Source organism: Halomonas sp. 3D7M, assembly GCF_014897885.1.
GTDB lineage: Bacteria > Pseudomonadota > Gammaproteobacteria > Pseudomonadales > Halomonadaceae > Vreelandella.
In genome coordinates, this window is sequence record NZ_JABUZF010000016.1 from 1 (window position 1) to 6,157 (window position 6,157).

The 6,157-nt window shown below is 47.8% G+C and carries 6 protein-coding genes; all 6 read left to right on the forward strand.

All coding sequences use genetic code 11. From position 1 onward, the window contains the following. Window positions 1-24: 24 nt before the first annotated feature. The 6 genes from INT22_RS00320 to INT22_RS00345 all read left to right on the forward strand — a co-directional run bounded on the left by INT22_RS00320 (window position 25) and on the right by INT22_RS00345 (window position 6,082). Window positions 25-933, forward strand: coding sequence for a TULIP family P47-like protein (locus INT22_RS00320; RefSeq protein ID WP_193067460.1), 909 nt, complete (start codon window positions 25-27; stop codon window positions 931-933). 66 nt (window positions 934-999) lie between these two features. After that, a complete protein-coding gene (locus tag INT22_RS00325; protein ID WP_193067461.1) occupies window positions 1,000-3,162 on the forward strand; it encodes a TULIP family P47-like protein in 2,163 nt (720 codons plus the stop codon). Window positions 3,163-3,184: 22 nt separating this feature from the next. After that, window positions 3,185-4,582 carry a TULIP family P47-like protein gene (locus INT22_RS00330; RefSeq protein ID WP_193067462.1) on the forward strand — a complete coding sequence of 466 codons (1,398 nt, stop codon included), beginning with the start codon at window positions 3,185-3,187 and terminating at the stop codon, window positions 4,580-4,582. 30 nt (window positions 4,583-4,612) lie between these two features. Further along, a complete protein-coding gene (locus INT22_RS00335; protein WP_193067463.1) occupies window positions 4,613-5,128 on the forward strand; it encodes an inclusion body family protein in 516 nt (171 codons plus the stop codon). 57 nt (window positions 5,129-5,185) lie between these two features. Then, window positions 5,186-5,701, forward strand: coding sequence for an AidA/PixA family protein (locus INT22_RS00340; protein WP_089038077.1), 516 nt, complete (start codon window positions 5,186-5,188; stop codon window positions 5,699-5,701). Between the two features lie 24 nt (window positions 5,702-5,725). Beyond that, complete coding sequence (locus INT22_RS00345; RefSeq protein ID WP_193067464.1) at window positions 5,726-6,082, forward strand: hypothetical protein; 357 nt, start codon at window positions 5,726-5,728, stop codon at window positions 6,080-6,082. Window positions 6,083-6,157 lie beyond the last annotated feature (75 nt).

Genomic DNA, 6,157 nt, shown 5'->3' on the forward strand with positions numbered 1-6,157 from the left:
GGTGAGTCTCGTGAATAAGCCGGGATGACAAGTGCCGCCACCGGTATGCTAAAACAAATTGCGCAACAAGCATTTTATGAAAGCCGGGATAATCTGCAGTACATCTTCGCAGGTGTCGTTCCGGTGCCTGCTGGGGCGACCACATGGTTACGCCCATATAAGTGGCAATACTTTGTTGCATCTGGTGATATTGAAGCACTTTGCTTTCTGTCGATGCTCGATGATTCGCCATTTCCTGCCACCCCTGCGTTTGATTCCACAGCGCTGACGTCTGGTTGTAACGCTGTTGCACTGATTTCTCAACAAGCTTTTTTTAAAAACACGCTATTGCCCGGCGTTGAAGACACCTTTCCCAAGGGAACATTTGCTGTACACCAAACCAACCAGCATTCGGTTATTTCTAGTAATGGGGCGTTTGATGCGCAGATAGATGGCGACAATATTAACACCAACTCCTTTTCTCTTTGGCCTTCCGATGCTGGTGACGGGCTCCAGACATCCTCTGCTGGCGGAGGCCCGCTTACCTTCCTTTTTGGCCTAGCCGACCTGCCAGATGCCACCTATAGCTGGACGTCAAAAACTGTCAATCCGCTTTCTTTAAATTATTCGACCGGGGTGATGACTTTTGAAGAAGACCCTAGTCCACAGGCGACGCATGATCAGGATATTCCTTGGTATGACTACATCATCCTTGTTGGTCTAGGTTTAACGCTACCCGGTCTGATTGCCGATATAACCGATGCGGTCAACCATTATGGCGACCAAGTGAATGCTGTGGGCATGTCTAATATTAACGCCGCCGTGCAATCAACTTTTGATAACGATGTCGTCAACGTAGCCAGCCTTCTCGACTGGCAAATTGATGGACAGTCGTTCAGCTTGACCGAGGGAGGCCTAGACGGAGCCTTCTATTTCCGTGGAAACCTTTCCTGACCACCCCTCTTAGCTGATCTGAGCATAAGTTGGAGTGAATACTCATAGTGACGAAGGAGAAATACCATGACTGATAGCACTTCACTTGCCCCAGTTGCTGTAAAGGAAATTGACGCCCGTGCGGTTGCCGAGACATACAATTGGGATACCGTTGTAGCACTGCATTTTGACACGACCAACCGAGCACTTACTGACAACTGGAGCAGTGTTGATGATAGAGCCAAGAACATCTCACAGTCAGCCAGCGATGATCCAAGCTACCAACTCACAGCCAGTTTGGACGCTTGGCAGCTGTCTACCGGAGGCGATGGCAAGAACATCAATATGAGCGTTCCAGTTTCTGGTGGTAACTACCTAGCAGGTGGCCAAAGTTACTCACTGGATGGGCTTGGGATGAGCGTTATTATCCAAATTAATATGGATTGGATTCCAGACCCAGACCAGAAGGCTTTTGTGATCAACGAAGGGGTTGGTGCCATCGTTGCCGATCTCGATAATAGCGTTGTGGATGCTGCGCTTATCGAGGATTTTGCAACTAACGGTGTCACGATTAGCAGTAATTCTGCGCTGTCTACCGTTACGCCAGGCGCCGCTTGGGTGGTGACCGCGGAGGACAGCTCTTTCTATTACATGTTTTATAGTGAAGACAAGGATCAGGATAAGTTTCTCTCTGTCTATCAATACACTGATTCCTTCCAGAGCCAGCTTCGTGCCCTTAGTCAGGAAGCTGGCGGAACAGCTGCCGTCGTCGTTATGAACATCGTCAATCCACCAGATGCTGGCAGTATCGGTAACGCGGTATTACCAGAGCTTCTTAGTGAGTGGTTCAATACCAATATTGGCTATTTTAACTTCGTTTTCTCAGTAATAGATCTGACTCCCCAGCTCGGCCAGTCTCCCAACTATACCTGGATTGATCCCACAGCCACCAGTTATGCCGTGGTGGACGAGCAGACCATGGAAAGTTCAGTGATGGGTGTATTGACGATGATTCAGAACAATACTCCCGGATCAAATCATCAGGTGTCACCTAATGCCATTCCAACAGGCGAGGATGCCAACGGGGCCGATACAGGCTTGCTGATTAGCGGCCCGAACTTTGTGAAGAATATGATCCTAGCGGGTGCCAAGAACCTCTTTGACGAGGCGACAGACGAGGATTTCACTACATTTAATGATGGTCTGTCTGTAAAAAACGTCAATAAGTTGACTTACGGCTACTTCAAGATGGATGACGACCCGTCTGCCACAACGGCAGACGACGGTTATTCCTCTCAACTAGACGAAGGGATTCTCCCTGAGGGGCTGGTAAATGCCTTCAAGACTCAGGGCCAGTATGGATATATTTATAACCCTGACCTCCGAAACGATTCAGTTAAAGTCAACATCAAGGGAAGTCAATGGTTCCTAAGCGGTAACGGGGATGAGTACATCGTAGATCTCAATGACGGCAAACTCGAATTATACACCGCCACCCAAGTCACCATTGAAGCTAATCAGTTTGAAATGAATTTGGAACACAGTTTTCTGGAAATCAAATTCATTGACTTAACCTACCACCAAAGTTGGCAATACGACGTCCATATTAATTATACCGAGCAGGTGAGCCTAGGTCTGAAAACGGTCACGACGTCTTCCGGAGACACGAAACAGATTTTCAATTTCACCCAGTCCGTACGCAATATGACGGTCAATGTCACAAAAACCCAAGCCGAAATAGACTTTGAAATTGTCATGGGAGCGGTCACCGCGTCCCTCGCATTGATTGCTGTTATTGGCCCGGTTGTGGATGGCCTTGCTGCCTCTGCAGAAGTGACAGTTGCCAGTGTTGATGAAGGCTCGGCCCTTCTTGATGAAGAAAGCTTTTTCAGTGCACTTGGTGAGGACAGCGAGAGCGAAGAACAAAATGTCGCCAACGAAGAAGATGCGCTGGCGAATGGTGCTGAACAAGCTACAGGGCGAATGACGCGGATCAAAAATGCTTTCAATTCGACTCGCTGGAAAGTATTCGGTGGTGTCACAGCAGCTTTGACTGCAGCGTATGGTGTTGAAATGACCGTGGCGGCTATTTTGGAGTCTGTATACAAAAACGATTGGGAAAACGTGCCTGGCTTTGACGAGTTTGCCAACGATGCCATCGCGCCTTATACCTTCCCAGGTGTCAATGGATATGAGCTCAAATCAGCATGGCTCGCCGATTCTTTACAAATTGGCCTGAAAACCAAGTAAACAGCGACAAAGGAAAGCAGCCATGTCCACCCAAAATGCTGCCGCAAATACCTATAATTGGGATACCGCTTTTGCTATTCCGATTCCTGACGTCAATAAAACCATTGTGGATCAGCAGTCATCACCGCAAAGCTTCTCGGTTACGGCAGAAGGTTCTTACACAGCCTCCGCTGATTTCTCGGACTGGCAAGTCTGTATGGGTGGGGATGGCAAAAACATCCGTATTTCCATCCCCATGAGCAACATCATTGTTGACTACACCAGTGGCAGTAAGGTTACCGTTGATGCTGGCAACGCAACGATAGAAATCAACCTTCACTACATTCCCCACAGTGCCGCGAATGACGACTCATCGAACTTGGTTGCTCTGGTTGCAAAAACCAGCTCAGACAATGCCTCAACTCCAGTAGCCGCTTTGGTGGGAGAGGTATCACTCACCCCCAACCCTGGAAGTGTCACTCAGGCCGTATTTGGCCAAGCCCTTTTAGATTGGATCTGCGCTAATTTAAGCGAGTTCAACCATGTATTTTCAGTGGTTGATATCAACCGAATGATTGACCAGGGACAGTGGGGGTTCGTAACACCAAATTATACAGAGTACGCTTACCTAGATGGCAATTCGCTTGGCAACAGCGTTCTTGGCGTGCTGACGATGACAGGTGATCGAACCGGGCAATCGTTGAGCGAGCAGGTTTCTCCTAATGCCATCCCAGCGAATAGCGAAGCCGGTTTTCTCGTCTCCCAGGAAAGAACCTTATACGATCTGGTACGACCCGCCATCATGGTTGCCTACCCTGGGCTGAATAGCGATAACTTCCTGATGAGCAATGATAAAACCAAACTTTATCTGGATCAGGGGGTATCAGTGGATATGCCTCCAGTTGAACATGATGGTTCAACTTATCACCCTATACTCACATCCCTTACAGTAGAAACCGATGGAGAAACATTCATCGTAACCAGCACAACCAGCACCTACATCACTTTTGGCATTACATCAGAGACAACCGCAACCAACTGGTACACGCTAAATCTCGGTAGCTCAAATAATGGGCAAACCATCAATTTCGTACAAACACAACCAACTGACCAGCAGTATACAGTTCACCAGGATCCGGGGGTCGTCGTTACCGAGATCATCATATCGATCATTGTCGGCCTAGTGGCCTTGATTTGCGCCCCTCTGACGGAGGGGGCATCACTCGTGATTGGTGGGCTTGTGATTGGGCTGCTATTGGGTGCTTCAGAAATTGCAACAGGTGCCATTGAGTCGGTCAATAAAGAGACATCACCTTCTGTGGATTTGCTTTTGATTAATGCCGTTGATCCTATCAAATGGACGGGAAGTGACTCGTTCAAGCTTGATTATGTACACCCAAATATTTCCTTACAGCTGGGCGGAGATCCACTCTTCGTATAACACACGCAACGCTAATTCAGGAGAACCATGATGGCTGATACTGAAAAAATCATTGATGTACTGATCGCTATTGATGCCGAGTCAGTCATTCAAAAGTACGGAGCTAATACAGACTCTGATAACCCTCAGCAGATCGCTACCAGCGCGAATTTTATCTACATGATTGTGCGTAGTGACGAAGCGGTTTCTGGAAACGGCGGCGCGGAGTTGACCATTGCGGCCCAGACACTAGACGTTATTCGTTGGCGAGAAACTTCGTTGACGCTAAACGGCACTTACTCAACCATACTTTATGAGTTCGATTCGACCAATAGCGACGGCCTGATCACCCCTCCCCAGCCCATAACTGTAGAGGTAGATACCCCCTTACCGGTTGCTTCTGATCCCCTTCATCCATCAACCCAGACGATCAATGACTATTTCTGGAACTGCACGGTCACCAGAGCCGGAAATGTAACCTACCACTTCAAGTTCATGATTGTTGATCGTGATAATAATGTACAGGGTTACTATTGGTGGGATCCCTTCATTCAGATCACTGACTGATTTTATTCTCTGAACCTCTTTCAACCAAGAGGACAAATACAACAAGGAGAATGCTGCATGGAACGAAGCACCACGCCACAAATCATCGATATATTGATGGCGGTCGACGCGGATACCATCGCATCAAACTACCTCCCTGGAACCCCATCCAAGCCAACGCCGATTGACGAAACGATGATTTACTTGATCGTCCGGCAAGACAATGGGGCCTTCGGGGAGGGAACGGGGGAGCTAAAAGTAACTGCTCGTACACTAGACACCCTCAGATGGCGAGAGACATCACTTTCTGCAAATGCGACATACTCAGCAATTCTGTACCAATACGAACCCGTGGGTGGAAAACAGAACATTCTGTCAACACCTTATCCAGTTGTCGCAGAAGTCAAAACCCCGCTTCCTGTTCCTGGTGATCCTCTTCACCCTGTGACTCAAACAATCAACAGTTATTTTTGGTCGGCACAAGCGGTTGCTGAAGGGGAAATTACCTACGCGTTCAATTTTATGCTCACAGATCGGGACAACATTGTTCAGGGCTACTACTCGTGGGATCCATTTATTCAGGTCACTGCTTAACAACTTCAGCAGAAGGATATTGTCATGGCAACTGATTCTACTCACTTCGTAAAATATCGATTGAAAAGCCCAAATCTGAAGGAGCAGTACATCACCTTCAGCTCTAGAACGCCTAAAACGCTACAAATTGCCCAAGATCATCCATTAGTCCAGAAATTGGCAGAAACTGACTCCAAAGCAGCCAGCAATGTGGAGCAATTAATCCAGGAACTATTGACACATGAAAAGCGCTTTTTCGCATGGCTAGGGGCTAGCGAATCACACATGGAGCAATTTATGAATGACCCTGTCAGCGCCTTGAAGCTGGCGATACCTGACCTGCCAGACTCCTTCTTCAACGAACTTGATTCGCTGCCCAAGATATTCCAAAAAAAGACGTAGCCTAGTGCTAATGACAGTCAGTTAAGCCTAGCTGGCATTAGCCGATGGGCTGGTTTTTTTGTTTAATAAGTGCCT